This is a genomic window from Brevibacterium sp. (genome assembly GCF_031179145.1).
Taxonomy (GTDB): domain Bacteria; phylum Actinomycetota; class Actinomycetes; order Actinomycetales; family Brevibacteriaceae; genus Brevibacterium.
The window spans coordinates 65993-84010 of sequence record NZ_JAPSIB010000014.1; the positions used below are offsets into that span (position 1 = coordinate 65993).

Here is an 18018-nt window from a genome sequence, read left to right on the forward strand (position 1 = left end):
GATCTGCGGAGGATTCGCCTAGTGGCCTATGGCGCTCGCCTGGAACGCGGGTTGGGTTAACGCCCTCAGGGGTTCGAATCCCCTATCCTCCGCCACGCGAAAGAGCCCTCGGGAAACCGGGGGCTCTTTCGCATGCTGCGGCTTTTGAGGCGGGGTTTCCCGCCTCCGGATCTTCACGCCGGCGGCACTCCTCCCTGTCGACCGGCGTCACGCTCAGCGGCGCGTGCCGCGCCGGCGGCACATATCGTGCCGTGGGACTGCCCGCTTCTGCGGAGGCGATGCTCGGAACGCGGCCACTGCAGGGCGAACCCGCTCCGCCGCGTAGTTGAAAGCGCGCACAACACCGGATTGGGATCGAAATCGCCCGCCGTTTCGAGCACTAGTCGGTGTCGTGCGCGCTTTCAACTACTTTTCAAGAGCTCAGCCGCATGCTGCACGGATCGAGTCCCTTGGGACCGCATAGGAAAAGCCCCTCCCGACTGCTGATTGCGGCCGCGAGGGGCGACGTTCCGGCACCGGATGGCGCTCTGCTCAGCACAGGGAACAGCTCGCGGCTGACCCGGGCAGAGCATTGAACTCAGCTGAGTGCGTCGATCAGGGTCTTGCTGAAGGCATCGAGGTCGCCGGGGTTGCGCGAGGTGATGAGATTGCCATCGACGACGACCTCCGAGTCGACCCAGTCGGCGCCGGCGTTGCGGAGATCAGTCTGCAGGGACTGATAGGAGGTCATCTTCCGTCCCTTGAGCACGTCCGCCTCGGCGAGGATCCAGGGGCCGTGGCAGATTGCGGCGACCGGCTTGTTCGCGTCGAAGAAGGCTTTGACCAGTGCGACGGCGTTCTCATCGGTGCGCAGGGAGTCCGCGTTGAGCGTTCCGCCCGGCAGGACGAGAGCGTCGAAGTCGTCGGCCTTGGCTTCGCTGACGGGAAGATCGACGTCGAAGGTGTCGGCATGCTCCCAGTCGCCGTTCATCGCCTGCAGCGTGCCCTCGGAGGGTGAGATCAGAGTGGTGGAGGCTCCGGCCTTCTCCAGTGCTTCGCGGGGCTTGGTCAGTTCGACCTGCTCGACGCCGCGAGTGAGCAGAAGTGCGACCTTCTTGTCCGTGACTGCCATGTTTCCTCCTTCTGTGCGGATGGGGCTTGCCCTCCGCACAGCACAAGGGGGCCGGCGATTATTCCGGGTGACCTTCGCACCCGTTGCATCACCAATCACCACCTCGGCGGCGGAAAGCCGATGCCCAACCCACCGATGCCCAACCCACCGATGCCCAACCGGCCGTCGTTCAGCCCACGGCTTTCCGCACGAGCTCGCGGATCCGCTCGGTGACGGCGTCGGTCACTTCGGTCACCGCGAACGACACCGGCCACATCTCGCCGTCGTCGAGGCTCGCCGTGTCATCGAAGTTCACGGTGCCATACCGGGTCTTGAACTTCGCCGCAGGCTGGTAGAAGACGACGACCTTGCCGTCACGTGCGTAGGCGGGGAAGCCGTAGAAGGTCTTCGGATTGAGGTCGGGGGCCTCTTCGGCGACGATTTTGTGCAGCACTGTCGCGACAGCCTTGTCGGTGCCGGTCAAGGCGTCGATCGCCTTCACGCAGGCTTCCATCTCGCGGGCCAGCTTCGCAGCCCCTTTCAGGCCTTTCGTCGACCGCAGCTCCTCTGCCCGCTGCTTCATCGCGGCGCGTTCCTCGTCGGTGAATCCGCTCTTCGTGCTGGTTGTGTCGGTCATTGTCCTGCTCCTCGCAAGTCCGGTGGGTCGTTGCCGCTGTTGTCAGGATCCAGACTACGAGGGTCGGGCCGCGAAGACTTCTCGATTCCTGCTCGATTGCCGCGGAGAACCTGCCTCGGACTGCGATCGCGCAGGCGAGGTCGGCCACCCCACCAAGCCGGCCTCACCCCTTGAGGTCGAGGTCCTTCTCGTCGATTCCGGGGAACAGGACTTCGTACTGGATCATGGTGTCCTTGTGGTCGACGAGTTCCACGGTGCCGAAGTACGTCGTGTCCTTGGCGATGACGTCGCACGAGACGATGAAGCCCTGCCAGTTCTCGACCTTCATGTCGTCATCGCACTTCGTCTCCTTGATCTCGAGGCCGAACTTGTTCGTGAACAGGTCGACGAGATCGGCCTCGAGCGATTCAGCGGGGATCGTGCCGTTGCCGTTCTTGTCGACCTCGATCGAATCGTCACTCGCCCACGAACGGGTCCTCGCCTTGTCCGCCCACAGGTCGTCGGTGTCGCTGCCGGATTCGCCCGCCGCGGTGCTCGCTCCCTCCGGTTCGCCAGTTTCCGTCGGCTCCGCGGCCTCCTCCGCCCCCGCGGACTCCGTGGGGGAGGTCGCCGCCTCCGTGGCGGGGGTTTCGGAAGCTGTGGTCTCTTCGACGCGAGCGTCCGAGGCATCCTCACCGCTGGACTGCCCGGGCAGTGACCCGCATCCGGCGAGCGCGAATGCCGCCGCGATTCCAACGACTGCCGAGGTGCTTCTGACGATGGTGCTGATGCGCATTCGGAATCTCCTGCTCGGGGTTTGTGCCTACAGACCAAGATTGCCAGCAGAACCCGAGGCCCACCCGCCGAACGTGTGCGCATTCCGTGACGGATGTGTCCGTTCGGCCACATCGCTTCGCCTGGCCACGTGCTCGCCGAGATTTCTTGTGTGTTCACCGTGGAAGCGCTCGCCCCCATCCTCAGGCGGAGAGGCGCGGAATACTCTGGGAGAAAGTTTCGCCGAGGATGTCGAAACCGTCGCATCGGATCCGTCCCAGGGGTGCCAGCGACAACCAAGGCCGAATCCGGCCACGTCAGAGGAGAAGATCATGGCCAAGTACCTGATGCTCAAGCACTACCGCGGTGCCCCCGTCCCCGAGGGCTTCGTCCCGATGGACCAGTGGACCCCCGAGGAGATCAGCGCCCACATGCAGTACATGAGCGACTTCGCCGCCAAGCTCCAGGAGACCGGCGAATTCGTCGACGCTCAGGCGCTCTCCCCGGAGGGCACCTTCGTCGCCTATGGGGGAGAGGGCAAGCCGCCCGTCACGGATGGGCCGTTCCCCGAGACGAAGGACCTCATCGCCGGCTGGATGGCCATTGACGTCGATTCCTATGAGCGGGCGGTCGAACTCGCCGGAGAACTGTCCGCCGCCCCCGGCAAGGGCGGGAAGCCGATCCACGAATGGCTCGAGCTGCGTCCCTTCCTCGAGGCCCCTCCGACCGTCACGGACTGAGCGAGAGTCACGGGCCGCCGGAGAGTTGCGAATGGACGGACAGTAGGTGATCACCGACGAGGCGCTGCGCGAACTCGTCCCCGCAGTCATCAGCGTCCTCTGCCGCCGCGGAGCCGACTTCGCGGCGGCGGAGGACGCTGTCCAGGAGGCCTTGGTCGAGTCGATCACCGCCTGGGCGAACGATCCGCCCCGGGACCCCAAGGGATGGCTCGTCACCGTCGCCTGGCGCAAGTTCCTCGACCTGGTCCGGTCCGAAGCCGCGCGGGCCAGGCGTGAGGAGCGCAGCGAGAGCCTGGCCGAGAGCGGTGCTGTTCCCGCCGCCGAGGACTCCCTCGAGCTCTACTTCCTCTGCGCCCATCCGGCGCTGAGCCCGTCCTCGGCGGTCGCGCTCACGCTGCGCGCCGTGGGAGGTCTGACCACCCGGCAGATTGCCGCGGCCTACCTCGTCCCCGAGGCGACGATGGCGCAGCGCATCACCCGGGCCAAACGCAGCCTCGCAGGCAAGCGGCTCAACCGCAACGGCGACCTCGCCTCCGTCCTCCGAGTCCTCTACCTCGTGTTCAACGAGGGCTACTCCGGAGATGTCGACCTCGCCGCCGAAGCCATCCGACTCACCCGTCAGCTGCGGGTGATGTCGAACCACGCCGAGGTGGCCGGACTTCTCGCACTCATGCTGCTCCATCATGCGCGTCGGCCCGCCCGGTTCGCAGCCGACGGGAGTCTGGTTCCACTGGCCGACCAGGACCGATCGATGTGGGACACTGTGGCCATCGCCGAAGGCGTCGAGATCCTGCAGACGGCACTGGCCCGCGACGACGTGGGCGAGTTCCAGGCCCAGGCCGCGATCGCCGCCCTGCATGCCGATGCGCTCTGCGTCGAGGAGACCGACTGGACGCAGATCGTGGACTGGTACGACGAGCTCGCGCGCATCACCGACAGCCCGGTGGTCAGACTCAACCGCGCGGTTGCGGTGGGGGAGGCCGACGGTCCCCTGGCCGGACTGGCCGAACTCGCCCACCTCGATGAGAACCTGCCCCGGTACTTCGCTGTCGAGGCCCACCTGCGCGAACGTGCAGGAGAGGTCGATGCCGCGGCTGCGCTCTATTCGCGGGCCGCCGCCGCGGCCACGAACACCGCCGAACGCGACCACCTCACACTGCAGGCCGCTCGCCTGAACTCGTCGCGATCGTAGAATCGTCTCACTACCCGCAGCGCTCAGGAGGCCCACATGGCATCGACCACCGCGAACGATCCCGTCGCCGAGGTGATGACAGCGCTCGCCGCACTCGAGGATCCCAAGGCTCGTGCGATCAACGAGAGGCACGGCGACGCCCACGGTGTGAATCTCACCAAGCTGCGGGCGCTGGCGAAGGAGCTGAAGAAGAACGACGAGCTCGCCCTCGACCTGTGGGGCACGGGCGACACCGCTGCCCAGCTCCTCGCGACCCTCGTCATGCGCCCGCGCAGCCACGACGCCGACAGGCTCGATGCCATGCTCCGGGCAGCCCGGGGACCGAAGGCCCAGGCGTGGCTGGTCAACTACATCGTCAAGAAGTCGCCTCACGCCGAGGAGCTGCGACTGAGATGGCTCGACGACAAGGACCCCGTGGTCGCCTCGGCCGGCTGGACCCTGACGAGCGAACGGGTGAACAAGAGCCCGGCCGGCCTCGACCTGCCCGGACTGCTCGATGTGATCGAGGCGGAGATGAAGGAGGCCCCGCAGCGCCTGCAATGGGCGATGAACGAGACACTGGCCTACATCGGCATCGAAAACCCGGATCTGCGCGATCGAGCCCTGGCAATCGGGGAGCGGCTGCAGGTGCTCAAGGACTATCCGACACCGCCCGGCTGCACGTCTCCCTTCGCCCCGACCTGGATCACGGAGATCGTGCGCCGCAACGCCGAGAAGTGAGCCGCCACGCCGAGACGTGACTGGAGGGCGAGGCCTCAGCCTCCGGCCAGGTCGCGCAGGGCCTGCACGTGTCGCTCGAGCCGGGTCCGGCCGTCGGCGGTGATCGAGACCCAGGTCCGCGGACGCTTGCCCACGTACCCCTTCCGCACGGAGATCAGGCCGCTGGTCTCGAGCGCGGAGATATGCCGCGAGAGCACGGAGTCGGAGACGCCGAGTGAGTCCCGCAGGAGCTTGAACTCGGCCCGGTCGCGATTCTTCAGACTCGCCACGATCCCGAGCCGGGTGGGATTGCCGAGGTCCGGTTCGAGGCGCGCCAGGGACTCGCCGAGGTGGGGGATCGGTTCGGACGGCTGCTCGTCGGAGCCGGGGGTGTCGTTTCGTGTGTCCATGGGATGGCTCTCGTCAGCGGCGCAGTCCGACGAGCGCGAGGACGGGTGCCGCGATCCAGATGAGGACGGCTGCTCCGAAGGGAATCCATGACCCCGGTGCGTACGTGTCGCCGAGGACGCCGGCGATGAAGGCGAGGAAGACGGCGGGCAGCCAAGTCGAGAGCAGGAAGGTCGACCGGGTGCTCCAGCTCAGTGCCTTGACCAGGTAGACGACCAGAGCGGGGAGCAGCCACGCCAGGCTCGCACCCAGGACGAGAAGTCCGGTGTTCGTGTCGTCGATGACCCCGATGGCGACGAGTCCGACGGACAGAGCCGTGCTGAGGATGAAGAGCATCGTCACGAGCGGCCACGCGTCGTGGGTCCTGGCCTGGGACTGGGCCGATGCGACCTGGGAGAGAAGTCGGTCGGCTTGCTGCGGGGAGGGCGAGGTCATGTCAGCTCCTTCGATGCGGAAGTGACATCAGACTATCAAGTACTTTCCATAACGGAAAGTACTTTCACACAGATTCTCCCGGCACTTCATGCGCACTCCAGGCAGGCCGGCACTTCATGCGCACTCCAGGCACGCCCGGCACTTCATGCGCACTCGGGCGCTGCACACGCCCTTCAGGCGCTGGCCGCGACCGTCGCAGCAAGTTCCGTGGCGGCATCGAGGTGCTCGGGGGTGACCTCTCCGGTGAACACCAGGGGTGGGAACGCGAGCTTCCATCCCAGTCCCGTCGTGATCTGCTCCATCGCGCGGTCGGCGCCGGTGGTGTCGTAGCCTCCATGGATCCAGTACGAGAACGGCCGTCCTGCCGTCGGCTCCCGCACCTCGTAGTACGTCGTGTCGAAGAAGTGCTTGAGCGCCCCCGAGATGTAGCCGAAGTTCACCGTGGTGCCGAGGACGTAGGCGTCGGCGGAGAGCACGTCCTCGGCTGTCGCCTCGAGGGCGGAGCGGACGATGACGTCGACGTCCGCGAGCTCGGGCATGTGCAGTCCGCGCAGAGCCGCCTCGGCGATCCGGGACGTCGCCGTCGTCGGCGAATGATGAACGAGCAGAACGCTGACCATTCCTCCACGATAACGCGATTACAGTTGTGTGGAGAGTCGAGAAAGGGGAGATCGTGGCAGTCATCGTCGATCCGCTCAGAGGCCGGACGCGGCCCGGACCGAGTCACTCGGACGCGGAGATCATCGACGTCCTCACCGGCCTGGCCCCCGCGCGGAGCACCGCCGGTCCCGGGGCGAAACCGAAGGTCAGCAACGTCCCCGTCACCGATTGGGCGGTGCTGACCGGGGCGGGGATGAGCACGGACTCCGGGATCCCCGACTACCGCGGCCCGGATGCCGAGCCGCGCAAGCCGATGACGATCCAGACGTTCCTCTCCCACCCCGCCCAGCGCGCCCGCTACTGGGCCCGGTCGTGGGTCGGGTGGCCGCGAATGCTCCGCTCCCGCCCCAACCCCGGCCACCTGGCGCTCGCGCGCCTGCCCGTCATCGGGATCATCACGCAGAACGTCGACGGCCTCCATCAGGCCGCCGCCGAGGTGGTCGACGGTGCCGCTCCCGTCGTCGACCTGCACGGGAGCTTGGATCGGGTCATCTGCCTCGGGTGCGGACGACTCTACGACCGCAACTGGGTTCAGGACCGACTGACGGAGGAGAACCCCGATTTCGTCGAGACCGCGGGCCTCGACACGATCGACCCCGAGACCGCTCCCGACGGGGACGTCGAACTCGAGGAGACGGCGCACTTCAGGGTCGTCGACTGCCCGCGGTGCGGCGGCATCCTCAAACCGGATGTCGTGTACTTCGGCGATTCGGTGCCTGCGGCCCGAGTCGAGGAGGCGAACCGGATCTGTGAGACAGCCGGGGGACTCGTCGTCCTTGGGAGTTCCCTCGCGGTGCTCTCGGGGCTGCGGTTCGTTCGCTCGGCGGTGAGAGCGGGCAGACCGGTCGTCATCGTCACCGACGGGCCGACGAGGGGCGACGAGCTCGCCGACTACCGGTCCATCTCCCGGGTCGCCGACTTCCTCGATGACTGGACTCAGCGCGCGGCCGCGATCGGTGCACTCAGGCGAATTCAAGGCGACGATGAAATGCTTCGGGTATGAGCAGACTGGCACGAACCGAACGATTGAGACTGGTGTCCGCGGCCCGACGAGCAGGTGAGGACGCTCCCACTTTGTGCGAAGGGTGGAGCACTCGCGATCTGGCCACGCATCTGGTCATCCGCGAACGGCACCCCGTCGCCGCCCTGGGAATCTTCCTGCCCGGATTCGGCGACCGGCGTGAGAGCCAGGAGCAGGCCTACGCGACGATGCCGTATGCCCAGCTGCTCGGCCTCGTCGCCGCACCGCCGCGCTGGAACCCGGCTGCCTGGCCGGGTGCGGACAAGCTGGTGAACACGACCGAATTCCTCGTCCATCACGAAGACATCCGCCGGGCCGAGTTCGAATGGTTCCCCCGGCGCCTGTCCCGGTCCGAGAACGATGAGGTCTGGGCGCAGTGTCGGCTCGCTCTGATTCCGTACGCGACGAAGTCCGAATCCCGCGTGGAGATCGTCAGCTCGGGCTTCGGCAGCCAGAGCGCAGGTCGGGCCGGGGGAGGGCGGGGTCGAAGAGCGTCCGAGCCCGACGCACCGACAACGGTCATCACCGGCGAGCCGGTGGAGATCCTCCTCTATCTGATGGGTCGCGAGTCCCACGCTCTGGTCGACGTCAGAACGGGGTGAGGGAGCTCCCTGAACGTGGGGAAAACCCGAGCGGGGCGGAGGGTTTGTTCCATTCCCCGCCCGCTCCTGCGTCCCTAGGCTGAAGACAACCGCTCGCGCGGACTCGCGGGCACCAGCCGAAAGGGACGAACATGAACGACTACGACCAGCATCAGAGCCCGAATCTGAGCTCAAGCCAGAGCCGGTATTCGGATCATCCTCATCCGCAGCAGTCCCCGCACCCGCAGTCGTACCACCAGCCCTACCAGCAGCCGGGTCGGACTCAGGACGACCCGGGCAAGGTGCTCGGCATCATCTCCCTCGTCGCGACCCTCTCAACCTTCCTCGGCTTCAACTTCATCGGCCCGATCATCGGCATCATCACTGGCCACATGGCGCGGAACAACTCGCGGCAGGCCGGCTTCGCTGACAACGAGATGGGCAAGTGGGGCTTCATCCTCGGTATCGTGTTCATCTCGCTCGCCGCTCTCGGCGGTCTGCTCGGGCTCTCGCTCGGCGCTTTCGCCGGTCTGGCCGGAATGCTCGGAGCCTGAGCGCTCAGTACCCCACCCAGGCTCCGCGTTCCTGCTCGAGGACGCGGGGATGGAGCAGGGTCGACGCCTGAGGGTCGCCCACGGACTCCCGATCGCGATCGGGAGGGAACGTCGTGGAGGCGGCGAGCACCTCGGCGGTGGCGTATTGGAGGTCCTCGGGCGCATCCGCCGGGAGTGAGACTCTCGGCCTGCCGACCGTGTTCGGATCGGCGGCGAGGAAGTATCCCCAGTCGCCGAAGCTGGGGACGTCGACGTGATAGGGAGTGGTCGCCAGACCCGCCTCGGCGACGGCTTCTCCGATGCCCCAGTACGCCTGCGGGGCGAAGTACGGCGATCCGGCCTGGACCACGAGCCGGGCCTGCGGGGCCATGACCTGACTGATCAGGCCGTAGAACTCGATGCTGTACAGCTTCGAGGTGGCGACGTCGTCGGGGTCGGGGAGGTCGGCGATGATCGCGTCGAAGGCGGTCGCGTGTTCGGTCTCGCGCAGCCATGTGAACGCATCGGCGGCGATCGTCGTGACCCGCGGGTCCGCGAGCGAGTTCTCGTTGAATTCGGTGAAGTGCTCCGAGGTCCGCGCCAGCTCGAGCACCCGCGGATCGAGGTCGACCAACGTCACCGATTCGACGTCGGGGTACTTGAGGATCTCGCGCACGGCCAGTCCGTCCCCGCCGCCGAGGACGAGGACGTTCGCCCGGTCCCCGTTCATCAGCGGGTGGACGAGGGATTCGTGGTACCGGTACTCATCCGCCGAGGCGAACTGCAGGTCACCGTTGAGGTAGAGCCGCGTGTCGTGCGTCTTCGGCTGCCGGGTGAGCACGATCTCCTGGTAGTCGGTGCGCTGACTGAGCACGATCGGGTCGCGATAGAGGCGCTGCCTGGTGGTCATCTCGATGTCGTCGATGTAGACCCAGACAGCGGTGAGCAGACCCACGATGAGCACGAGGAGGGCCGCGAGCAGCACCTGAGTGCGGCGGCGCAGCTCCGCGCGGAAGAGCCAGAGGACGATGAGGATGCCGACGACGGTGTTGGTGATGCCCACGGCCAAGGCGCCGCCGGGCAGCCCGAAGAGGGGGAGCAGGACGAAGGGGAACGCGAGCCCGCCGACCAGTCCGCCGACATAGTCGGCGGCGAAGAGGTCGGCGACGGCGCTCGAGGCCTTCTGGGCGCGGATCCTCTGCACGAGCTCCATGAGCAGGGGGATCTCCGCGCCGATGAGGGCGCCGATGACGAAGGCCAGGGCGACCATTGCCACCGTGTAGACGTCGGCGAACGCGAAGGCGAGGTAGAGGAGGATGACGGACAGCCCGCCGATGATGCCCAATGCCGCCTCGATGAGGGCGAAGGCGAAGGCGGCGAACTCGGTCAGGCGCTTCGTCGCCAGCGATCCCACGCCCATCGCGAAGACCATGACCGCGAGGACGATGGAGGCTTGGACGATGGTGTCGCCGAGGAGGTAGGAACCCAGGGCGACGAGCGCCAGCTCGTAGACCATTCCGCAGCTGGCGCAGATGAACACGGCCAGAAGCACGAAGAACCGGGCGGGGCCGGCGGACATCGGCAGGCTCAGGTGCTTGGTGGCGTGGAGGTCGGCAGGGGTGCCGTCGCCGGCCGCGGTGGAGGGGCTGGAGCTCAAATCCGTACGACTCGGGTGATGCGGTGGATGGTGGCTCAAAGGAGAGCGGCGGCCATGATGCCTGCGATGCCGAGGTGGGCGGACGCGTTGACCCAGACCTCGGGGTGGAGCCGTTCGGAGTTGACGAGGTTGTCGCTGCTGCCCGGGGTCAGGGCGTTGATGAGCAGGAAGCTCAGTCCCATCAGGATGATGCCGATGAGTCCGAAGACCAGGGTGGAGATGATCCCGAGGGCCAGGTCGTCGGCGCTGGCGCGGATCGCGGCGATGACGATGATCGCCACCGCCAGGAGGTCAGAGGCGACGAGGACGGCGGCGTTCTTCGACCGCTGCTCCCACAGGATGACGTGGAGCTTGCCGGGGGTGAGGAGGTCGACGACGAAGTACCCGATGAGCATCAGGACGAGGCCGCTGAGGGCGTAGGAGAGGACGATTCCCGATTCGATGAGAAGTGAGATCAGCATGACTGCCTTTCAAGGTGCCGTTGTGATGGATGCGCGATCATGAGGTGGGGCGGTCACTTCCCGCTGCCCGGGCCGCCGCCGCGGAAGCCGGAGCCGTCGCCGTAGTTCGAGCCGCTGGACCCTCCGGATCCACCGCCGCCGAAGAAGAACGGGAGGAAGAAGAAACCGCCTCCCCCCGAGCGTGAGGTGTTGCAGCCGACGTACTCGTAGCCATCGCCTTTGCGTTCGTAGTCGCCTCGGTCCGGGGCGGAGACGTACTTCCCGTCGACGAGGTTGTAGTCGCCGCAGTTGCGCGCGGACGAGGAGCTGCCGGCGCAGCTCTGGATGAGGAATGCCAGGACGAGGAGCACGACGACGATGCCGACGATCGGGCCGCACCCGAGCTTCTTGCGCGGCTTCCCGCCGCGGTTCGCGCCAGAGCCCGAGCCGAAGCCGCCCCAACCGCCGCCACCGGGACCGCCCGGACCTGCCGGACCACCGGACCTGCCCGGATCACCCGGGCCACCCGGACCGAAGTCGCCGGGGCCGCCGGCTTCCGGACCGGAGCCACCGGGGCGGCGACCTCTGCCGTTCTCTTCGTCGAAGTTGAAGGAGCCTCCACCCATGGAGACGTTCGGTCCGTGGCTCATGATCGCTCGCCATCCGTTTCGATGTCTGCGGACCGGGCAGCGCCCAGTCGACTTGCGCTGTGGACGATCTGCCGGTGCTGCGGATAGCAGTGCCAGGTCTGCCAGGACACATGGCCCGGCTCCTCCTGCGTCGCGGCCAGCGCAGTGACCGCATGAGGATTCCCGGGGAAGGCGACCATGACGTGATGGTCGGCGGCACGTGCACGGTCGAGCACCTCGGCGACGGCCGACCCGAAATCTCCGGGCACCTGCTGCAGATCGCAGCGGAACTCATGCCGAGTGAACCCCGCCCAGCCGCCGCTCGTGGTCCGTGTCCTGCCCCAGGCCGGACGCTGCGGTCCCGCACCCTCGCCGAGGCAGGCGAACGTCTCGATGAACGCGTCCGTTCCGTCGACGCTCAGCGCCACCTGGTGGGAGCTGCCGATGACGTGGAGCTCGAGCACGGCGTCCACCGCCTCGGCGATGTCGAGCCTCTTCGAGGCCAGGGGAGCGATGCGGGGGTGGCCGAGAGAGAAGCGCAGCTGCTCGGCCGAGGTGTCGGCGAACCCGATGCTCAGGGCTGGCACCTCGGGTAGTGGAGGAGAGAGCGGGAACTCGCGCATCAGCTGCCGGAGTAGATGGTGAAGGAGCCGACGGGGATGGTCTCGCCGGTGCTCACTTCCCAGCGCCCGTGGTCGAAGCGTTCGAAGGCCAGCAGCTTGTGGTCGTCGGATTCGTAGTCGACGTAGTCGACGCCGCCGTGCTCGTTGAGTCCGGTGGTGCCTTCGGACCGGTAGGAGGCGGTGCCGTGCTCGACGAGCTTGTACTCGGTGCCATCAAGGGTGATGGTCTTGGAGTTCGGTTCGATGTCGAGCTCGGGGCGGTCGCGCCAGCGCGAGACCTGCACGTCGGGATCCTTCTCGACGGTCAGCCATTGGCGTTCGGCGGACTGATCGGCCTGGTAGAAGTGCTCGGCCCAGTCGTAGCCGCCTTCCGAGATGCGGAGGGTGCCGCGGACGAAGAACTTCTCATTGCCGAACTCCAGGAGGTCTCCGGCCTTGATCTGCATCGGGTCGCCGCCGGTGTTCTGCTCAGGGGCGAAAGGGTCCTGCGGGCGACGAGGCGCCTCGGTCTGCGCGGCCTCCTGCTTCTTCTTGGCCCGCATGCGCATGATGAGCACCGTCACGAGGACAACGATCGCGAACACTGCGATCAGGATGAGGATGTTGTCGAACACGTCTGCCTTCTTCGCTTTGACTGCCGGTCACATGCAGTTCTCACCCTATCTGCAATTTCGTCGGAATTCTGCTGAACACCGGCTGTGCGTCGGCATTGCGACCGTTCTGTGACGCCTGGGGTGTTCGCGGTGCGCGGTTCGAACCCTGACGCGGTCGTAGGAGTCGTTGCATTCCGGAGCCTTCCGGCTCTGTTCCGGCTTCTTCGCCTCAGCGGTGTTGTTCGCCTCAGCGGTGTTCGGGGTCGTCGCCGGTGGGGTCATTGCGGGTGGGGTCGTCGCCAGGTCGGTCGGAATCGGGCCCTGTCCCGGGGCCACCGTCGGCGCCGGGACCGGAGTCGGGATCGTGGGCGTCGATGGCGTCCTCGCGGGGCAGGCGGGCCCCGATGTGCGAGCCCGGTTTGGTCATCACCCGGTAGACGAGGAAGAAGCCGAGGCTGAAGATCCCGATGATGCAGAACGTCAGGAAGATGACTGCGCCGAGCCCGGGTTCCATCACTTCTCCAGGCGACGGCGGTCGAAGTAGTTGGCGAAACGCGCCTTGAAGGTTCCCATCCCGATGGACCCGGTGACGAACATCGTCGGGTTCGGTCCCTCCGGAATTGCGTCGACCACCGACTTCACCGAACCCCAGGACTTCGACAGATGTTCGACGTTGACTCCCCAACCGGCGGGGACGACGACGGTGACAGATCCCATTCCGGCGACGATCTCGACGAAGATCTCCCTCAGGTCGGTGCTGACCTCGAGGAAGTTGAGCTCGATGTTCGACGCCGAGGGTTCGCATCGGATGAAGGGTGGAACCCGCCATTTCCCTCTGCGGTTGAAACTCTCCCAGGTGGCGCGGAAGACGAGTGGGTAGTGCTGATCCCAACCGTCCTCGCGAACGGGCGGATTGTGAGGATGCCGAGGGGAGAGAGCCGCGCCCGGCCCGACGCCGAGACCGAGCCGGGGACCGGGGCTCGGAGGGAATCCCTGGGCCGGGCCGCGAGCGTCCCGGCGGAAGCGATGTGACGGCAGGTCTGTGGTGAGGTCGGCGAGGACCTCGTCGAGGTCGATGGGATACTTCGCGGTCTGGACCTTCTCCATCCTCTCGTCCAACTCCTCGACGGTTATTCGTCCGTCGCCCGCCGCCTGTCGCAGGATCTCGATCGTTTCGTCACGCTCTGCGTGACCGATCCGAAAGGTCCTGGCAGGATCATTGGCAGCGGGATCGGGGACGGGTTCGCTCATGACATCTATCGTGCCTGATCACAAGGACCAGCCACAATGGCAGGTGCCTCAGTCCGGATGCGGAGGCGAACTGGATCCCAGGCAGCGGCGAGGACGCAGCGGTTCCAATGGTGGTCTGGCCGATGCGCCGCGTCAGGGCGTGGCAGTAGGCTAGTCCCGTGTCCACCGCACTGTACAGAAGATACCGTCCAGAGACCTTCGACGAGGTCATCGGCCAAGAGCATGTGACCGATCCGCTGAAGGCCGCCATCGAGCGTGGTCGCATCAACCATGCCTACCTCTTCTCCGGACCGCGAGGCTGCGGAAAGACCACCTCGGCGCGGATCCTGGCGCGGTGCCTCAACTGCGAGAAGGGGCCGACCCCTGTTCCCTGCGGCGAGTGCCCGAGCTGTCGGGACCTGGCCAATGGCGGTCCCGGCTCCCTGGACGTCGTGGAGATCGATGCGGCCAGCCACAACGGCGTCGACGATGCGCGTGATCTGCGTGAGCGCGCGGTCTATGCGCCTGCCCGGGACCGTTTCAAGGTCTTCATCCTCGATGAGGCGCACATGGTCACCTCGCAGGGCTTCAACGCCCTGCTCAAGATCGTCGAGGAGCCGCCTCCCCACATCAAGTTCATCTTCGCGACGACCGAGCCGGAGAAGGTCATCGGCACCATCCGGTCGCGCACCCACCACTATCCGTTCCGCCTCGTCCCGCCCGAGGCCCTGGGCAACTACCTCGACGAGCTCTGCCGACGAGAGAACGTGCAGGTGGCCAAGGGCGTGCTGCCTTTGGTCGTGCGCGCGGGCGGTGGTTCCGTGCGTGACACACTGTCGGTCCTCGACCAGCTGATCGCGGGCTCGGGACCCAACGGCGTCGACTATGCGACCGCGATCGCGCTGCTCGGCTACACTCCGGATTCCCTGCTCAGCGACATCGTCGACGCGTTCTCCGCCGGCGACGGTGGTGGCGTCTACCGTGCCGTCGAGCGGGTCATCGAGTCCGGTCAGGATCCGCGGCGATTCGTCGAAGATCTGCTCGAGCGGATGCGCGACCTCATCGTCATCCACGCCGCCCCCGAGGCTGCCCATGCCTTCCTGCCAGAAGTGCCGCCGGACCGTCTCGAACGGTTGACGTTGCAGGCACGCGGCTTCGGTCAGGCAGAGCTCTCACGCGCTGCCGATCTGCTCAACCAGGGATTGACCGAGATGTCCGGGGCGACTTCGCCGAGGCTGCAGCTGGAGCTGATCTGCGCGCGCATCCTCCTGCCGGGCTCGGGACGCGGTCGTGACGCCGTGCTCAGCCGGGTCGAGCGGATGGAGCGCCGGATCGGAATGTCGCCGACGGGAGTGACCACCAGTGTTCCCGCTGTCGCATCCGGAACCGATTCGGCGGAGCCTGCATCGGGGGGCTCTGATTCCGGTGGTTCCCAGCAGACTCAGCCGCAGTCGTCGCCCGCGGCTCAGGGCGCTGCTCAGCAACCGCCGACGGCACAGGGCGGCCCGAGCACTGACGACATCGATGAGCTGACGGCAATGGCCGCGGCCGCCGAGTCGATGCTGCAGGAACCGACTCAGCCTCCGGCGGCTCGGCAGACGCAATCGCCGGAGGCGAGGGAAGAGCCCCGCCATCAGCAGCAGGCACAGAGTCAGCCGCAGCAATCGCCGCCGCAGCCGCGACCGGCAGAGCAGGCGCCCCAGCCGCAATCGCGACCGGCGCCCCAGCCTCCGCAGTCGAGCCAGGTTGCGTCTCAGGCTCCGTCTCAATCTGCAGGAGACGATCACTCGCAGCAGGCCGGTCCCGCCGGTCCCGGCGCAGGAGGCGTTGGCGGGGAGATCGAAGCGATCCGTCGAGCTTGGCCGAGCATTCTCGCTGCTGTCGAGAAGCGCAGCCGTCTCACCCGGGCGATCATCGCCGCGAATGCGATTCCTCAGACGTTCACGAACGGCGTCCTCTATCTGGGCTTCAACAACGCGGGATCCGTCCAGGGCTTCCAGCAGCGCGATCATGCCGCGAAGCTGGCGCTGGCGATCAACGATGTGCTCGGCATTCAGGCCGGAATCGACATCGGCGACGTCGGTCGCCTGACTGGCAGTTCCGGGCAGGGGGAGTTCGGCGGCGGAGGTCATTCGGTCTCAGGCAGTCCGAACACCGCGCCCGACGACTTCATCGGCAATCGAGGTCCCGAGTCCAACTCACGTCGGCCGAGCCCACAGGAGATCGCGGCGGTCGTCGGTCCTCGGGAGGTCGACAAGCCGCAGGTCGACCACGAGAAGTTCTGGGAGACGAACGATTCAGCGCAGGGCCCTTGGTCCACCGACGACGAGGAGGGCGAACCGGCGGGGGAGCAGCCTTCCCCTCAGGCAACACCCGATAGTCGCTCAGCTCAGGCGTCGCCCGGGCGTGATGCCGACGGCGAATCGTCTGCAGAAAGCAGCCGTCCGGCAACCGACCCGGATGACCGCTCTGCCTCAGCTGCAGGCAACCATGCCGAAGCTGCGGACAGCCATACCGACTCGGTTCCGGACTTCGGTCCTGCAGGAGTGATGTCGCAGCACGAGGCTGCGAGCGATGAGCACGACTCTGTCGGCGATGAGCGCGACGTCACTGACCTCGACGAACCGGAGATCGTTGTTCCTGATCTGTCCGACGACGACTTCATAGCGCCGTCGGAGTACTCATCGTCCGCAGAGACGGGTCGCTCGATGTCCGGCCGCGCCGCCGACACGGATCGCTCCACCTTTGCAGCGCGGCGGGGAGACGCGGACCAGGACTTCGAAACGCCCGTGGAGTACGTGCAGCCTCGGTGGGAAGAGCCCGCTTGGAACGACGCCCCGCAGTCGCCCGGTCCCAGTGACCCCACCAGTGCCGGGGCCGGCGCCGTGGAAGTCGGTGCCCTCGTCGTGCCGCCGCCCGAGGATGACGATCTCGACTACCTCGGGGCCTACGGCGATCCGGATGTCGACTTCATGGCTGAGGGCGAGAGTCCGACCGGCAGCGGTCCTGCAGGCAGCAACGGTCATGCAAACCACAACGGTCCGGGCAGAGACGTTCCGTCCTCTCCGCAGTCGGCTCCTACCCCCGCCACGCCCGCGAACGGCAAGGCGTTCACGTCCCGTTTCGCGGCTATTGCGCAGAGATACGGCGCCGAAGCGCCGGAACCGCCCCCACAGTCCTACGGCAATGAGCACAGCTCGATGGGAGCGGCTTCAGTCGCGACTGCTGATCGAACCCAGACGCCGGCGACGGGCAGCGACGAGGACGAGTACGATCCGGAGACGGATCTGGACGTCTCCGAGGCGCCGCAGATGGGGGTCGCAGTCATCGCCCGGGTCCTCGGCGGAGAAATCATCGATGAAAGAGAAGTATGAGCGCGGTTTATGAAGGTGCCCTGCAGGACCTGGTCGAGGAGTTCGGCAAGCTTCCGGGGATCGGCCCGAAATCGGCCCAGCGGCTCGCGTTCCACATCCTCCAGTCGGATGCGAACGATGTGAATGCCCTCGCTCAAGCGCTGACCGACGTCAAGAAGCGTGTGCGTTTCTGCGACATCTGCGGCAACGTGTCGGAGGAGTCCGAGTGCACGGTCTGTCAGGATCCGCGCCGCGACCGGTCGATCATCTGTGTGGTCGAAGAGCCCAAGGATGTCGTCGCGATCGAACGCACTCGAGAGTACCGGGGCCTCTACCATGTGCTCGGGGGAGCGATCGATCCGATGGCCGGTGTCGGACCTGACAACCTGCGGATCAGAGAACTGATGCCCCGGCTTCAGGACAGTGAGGTCAAGGAGTGTGTGATCGCCACTGACCCGAATCTCGAGGGTGAAGCGACGGCCACGTACCTGGTGCGCCTGCTCAGTTCCCTCGGTGTCACCGTCACGAGGCTGGCCTCGGGCCTTCCCGTGGGCGGAGACTTGGAGTACGCCGACGAGGTCACCCTGGGCCGCGCCTTCTCCGGACGCCGCGAGATGGACTGAGTCTCCGGCCGAGCATCCGTCACAGAGGTGTCTGAATGACGGGCAGGTGGAGTCCGCGTGTGGTCCACCTCCTACAATGGTGGGGGTGCCCGGGACGCGGCAGCTGCCTGGACGGGTGCAG

21 protein-coding genes and 1 tRNA gene are annotated in these 18018 nt (G+C 66.7%); 9 read left to right on the forward strand and 13 right to left on the reverse strand.

Going from position 1 to position 18018, the window contains the following annotated elements; genetic code table 11:
* The first annotated feature begins 7 nt into the window (after positions 1 to 7).
* A tRNA-Ser gene (locus RIT73_RS11320) sits at positions 8 to 95 on the forward strand.
* Between the two features lie 482 nt (positions 96 to 577).
* Here the strand turns inward: RIT73_RS11320 and RIT73_RS11325 are convergent.
* The 3 genes from RIT73_RS11325 to RIT73_RS11335 form a co-directional block, all read right to left on the reverse strand.
* On the reverse strand, positions 578 to 1111 hold the full coding sequence (locus RIT73_RS11325) for a type 1 glutamine amidotransferase domain-containing protein (protein ID WP_309132184.1): 534 nt from the start codon (positions 1109 to 1111) through the stop codon (positions 578 to 580).
* Between the two features lie 169 nt (positions 1112 to 1280).
* Entirely contained in the window at positions 1281 to 1727 is a 447-nt protein-coding gene (locus tag RIT73_RS11330; RefSeq protein WP_309132185.1) for a hypothetical protein, read from the reverse strand.
* A gap of 163 nt (positions 1728 to 1890) precedes the next feature.
* Entirely contained in the window at positions 1891 to 2502 is a 612-nt protein-coding gene (locus RIT73_RS11335; RefSeq protein WP_309132186.1) for a hypothetical protein, read from the reverse strand.
* A gap of 310 nt (positions 2503 to 2812) precedes the next feature.
* Between RIT73_RS11335 and RIT73_RS11340 the strand changes: the two genes are divergently transcribed.
* From RIT73_RS11340 to RIT73_RS11350, 3 genes are read left to right on the forward strand one after another with little or no spacing between them, the layout of a single operon-like run.
* Entirely contained in the window at positions 2813 to 3220 is a 408-nt protein-coding gene (locus RIT73_RS11340; RefSeq protein ID WP_309132187.1) for a YciI family protein, read from the forward strand.
* A 49-nt stretch (positions 3221 to 3269) separates the two neighbouring features.
* Positions 3270 to 4412, forward strand: coding sequence for a DUF6596 domain-containing protein (locus RIT73_RS11345; RefSeq protein WP_309132233.1), 1143 nt, complete (start codon positions 3270 to 3272; stop codon positions 4410 to 4412).
* Positions 4413 to 4448: 36 nt separating this feature from the next.
* Entirely contained in the window at positions 4449 to 5132 is a 684-nt protein-coding gene (locus RIT73_RS11350) for a DNA alkylation repair protein (protein WP_309132188.1), read from the forward strand.
* A gap of 35 nt (positions 5133 to 5167) precedes the next feature.
* Here the strand turns inward: RIT73_RS11350 and RIT73_RS11355 are convergent, their stop codons facing one another.
* The 3 genes from RIT73_RS11355 to RIT73_RS11365 all read right to left on the reverse strand — a co-directional run bounded on the left by RIT73_RS11355 (position 5168) and on the right by RIT73_RS11365 (position 6574).
* Positions 5168 to 5521, reverse strand: coding sequence for a transcriptional regulator (locus tag RIT73_RS11355; protein ID WP_309132189.1), 354 nt, complete (start codon positions 5519 to 5521; stop codon positions 5168 to 5170).
* Between the two features lie 13 nt (positions 5522 to 5534).
* Positions 5535 to 5954, reverse strand: coding sequence for a hypothetical protein (locus RIT73_RS11360; protein WP_309132190.1), 420 nt, complete (start codon positions 5952 to 5954; stop codon positions 5535 to 5537).
* Positions 5955 to 6127: 173 nt separating this feature from the next.
* Positions 6128 to 6574 (reverse strand): NAD(P)H-dependent oxidoreductase, encoded by a 447-nt coding sequence (locus RIT73_RS11365; RefSeq protein WP_309132191.1) that lies wholly within the window; start codon positions 6572 to 6574, stop codon positions 6128 to 6130.
* Between the two features lie 53 nt (positions 6575 to 6627).
* Here RIT73_RS11365 and RIT73_RS11370 point away from each other — a divergent pair, with 53 nt between their 5' ends.
* The 3 genes from RIT73_RS11370 (at position 6628) to RIT73_RS11380 (ending at position 8770) form a co-directional block, all read left to right on the forward strand.
* Positions 6628 to 7617 (forward strand): Sir2 family NAD-dependent protein deacetylase, encoded by a 990-nt coding sequence (locus RIT73_RS11370; RefSeq protein WP_309132192.1) that lies wholly within the window; start codon positions 6628 to 6630, stop codon positions 7615 to 7617.
* The gene (locus RIT73_RS11375; RefSeq protein WP_309132193.1) at positions 7614 to 8237 is read left to right on the forward strand and encodes a TIGR03085 family metal-binding protein; all 624 of its coding nucleotides are present in this window, start codon (positions 7614 to 7616) and stop codon (positions 8235 to 8237) included. The genes RIT73_RS11370 and RIT73_RS11375 overlap by 4 nt, the downstream gene beginning before the upstream one ends.
* Before the next feature lie 131 nt (positions 8238 to 8368).
* Positions 8369 to 8770, forward strand: a complete 402-nt coding sequence (locus RIT73_RS11380) for a DUF4190 domain-containing protein (RefSeq protein ID WP_309132194.1) — start codon at positions 8369 to 8371, stop codon at positions 8768 to 8770.
* A gap of 4 nt (positions 8771 to 8774) precedes the next feature.
* On the opposite strand, the gene RIT73_RS11385 is transcribed toward RIT73_RS11380, so the two are convergent.
* The 7 genes from RIT73_RS11385 to RIT73_RS11415 all read right to left on the reverse strand — a co-directional run bounded on the left by RIT73_RS11385 (position 8775) and on the right by RIT73_RS11415 (position 13942).
* Positions 8775 to 10406 (reverse strand): polyamine aminopropyltransferase, encoded by a 1632-nt coding sequence (locus RIT73_RS11385; protein WP_309132195.1) that lies wholly within the window; start codon positions 10404 to 10406, stop codon positions 8775 to 8777.
* Positions 10407 to 10441: 35 nt separating this feature from the next.
* Positions 10442 to 10867, reverse strand: coding sequence for a DUF350 domain-containing protein (locus RIT73_RS11390; protein ID WP_309132196.1), 426 nt, complete (start codon positions 10865 to 10867; stop codon positions 10442 to 10444).
* 53 nt (positions 10868 to 10920) lie between these two features.
* A complete protein-coding gene (locus tag RIT73_RS11395; RefSeq protein ID WP_309132197.1) occupies positions 10921 to 11496 on the reverse strand; it encodes a hypothetical protein in 576 nt (191 codons plus the stop codon).
* On the reverse strand, positions 11493 to 12062 hold the full coding sequence (locus RIT73_RS11400; protein WP_309132198.1) for a DUF2617 family protein: 570 nt from the start codon (positions 12060 to 12062) through the stop codon (positions 11493 to 11495). Before RIT73_RS11400 ends, RIT73_RS11395 begins: the two co-directional genes overlap by 4 nt.
* A gap of 35 nt (positions 12063 to 12097) precedes the next feature.
* Positions 12098 to 12712 (reverse strand): DUF4178 domain-containing protein, encoded by a 615-nt coding sequence (locus RIT73_RS11405; RefSeq protein WP_309132199.1) that lies wholly within the window; start codon positions 12710 to 12712, stop codon positions 12098 to 12100.
* Between the two features lie 226 nt (positions 12713 to 12938).
* Positions 12939 to 13205, reverse strand: a complete 267-nt coding sequence (locus RIT73_RS11410; RefSeq protein ID WP_309132200.1) for a hypothetical protein — start codon at positions 13203 to 13205, stop codon at positions 12939 to 12941.
* Positions 13205 to 13942: a DUF1707 domain-containing protein gene (locus tag RIT73_RS11415; RefSeq protein ID WP_309132201.1), complete on the reverse strand. Its 738-nt coding sequence runs from the start codon at positions 13940 to 13942 to the stop codon at positions 13205 to 13207. Before RIT73_RS11415 ends, RIT73_RS11410 begins: the two co-directional genes overlap by 1 nt.
* A 158-nt stretch (positions 13943 to 14100) precedes the next feature.
* Between RIT73_RS11415 and RIT73_RS11420 the strand changes: the two genes are divergently transcribed.
* Both RIT73_RS11420 and recR read left to right on the forward strand, forming a co-directional pair.
* Positions 14101 to 17295: a DNA polymerase III subunit gamma and tau gene (locus RIT73_RS11420; RefSeq protein ID WP_309132202.1), complete on the forward strand. Its 3195-nt coding sequence runs from the start codon at positions 14101 to 14103 to the stop codon at positions 17293 to 17295.
* Positions 17292 to 17897, forward strand: coding sequence for a recombination mediator RecR (gene recR / locus RIT73_RS11425; RefSeq protein WP_309132203.1), 606 nt, complete (start codon positions 17292 to 17294; stop codon positions 17895 to 17897). Before RIT73_RS11420 ends, recR begins: the two co-directional genes overlap by 4 nt.
* Positions 17898 to 18018: the final 121 nt, after the last annotated feature.